The 671-nt window shown below is 39.3% G+C and carries 1 pseudogene; it reads right to left on the bottom strand.

The features are described from left to right. Positions 1-153 (bottom strand): annotated as a pseudogene (locus R7P74_RS26840) (TolC family outer membrane protein); the annotation flags it as partial. Positions 154-671: the final 518 nt, after the last annotated feature.

Here is a 671-nt window from a genome sequence, read left to right as displayed (position 1 = left end):
GTACCTTCGGCTCTCAAATTCATTAAATGCGCTTTTGATATCTGGGTTATTTTTTAACGTTAATGCCACGGCTTGCTCTAAAGTTTGACCGAAAACGGGTATAGACACTATTAAGCTACAGCAGCAAGCAATACTTAGTCGGTTCCATTTCACGGTGTTTCTCCTAAAAAATCGTGTTGCTTTTTGCTGTTTCATCTCACATTTGAGATAAAACATCACAAATAACAGTGTTTGAGTAAGTAAATTATCAACCTACTGTTAAACCTAGGCTTTTGTTTAGAATATCCAGAAGTTCGCCTGATTAAACCTTAGCACATGTGCAAAATGTTGCTTGGCAACCGTTTGTGTTTAAGCAAGAGAAAAGCTTGATTTCTTAATATCATAGCGTTCCACGACCTGTGCAATTCCCTGCTGCACCTGTAACCCCGCCCCTTGAGTTAATCAGCACATCGCCCCTTGCACATACAACGAAAATATGATGATTTTGACTAAACTATAGACGTAAATATTGGGGTGACAAACTTTTGACTTAGTTCAAAGTGGGGCGAGGTAGATATGGAACGAGTAACTTTTGGCTCATTGATGAGTAATATTGTAGTTATCGGTCTCGATGGGGAAATTAGAACCCTCGAACAAGGACAGTTGCCTAAACCAGGGGAACTAATCATTAA

The sequence above is a fragment of the Vibrio sp. 2033 genome (genome assembly GCF_033339735.1).
Note: the sequence above shows the minus strand (reverse complement) of the source record. Positions and strands in the feature narration are given on the sequence as shown.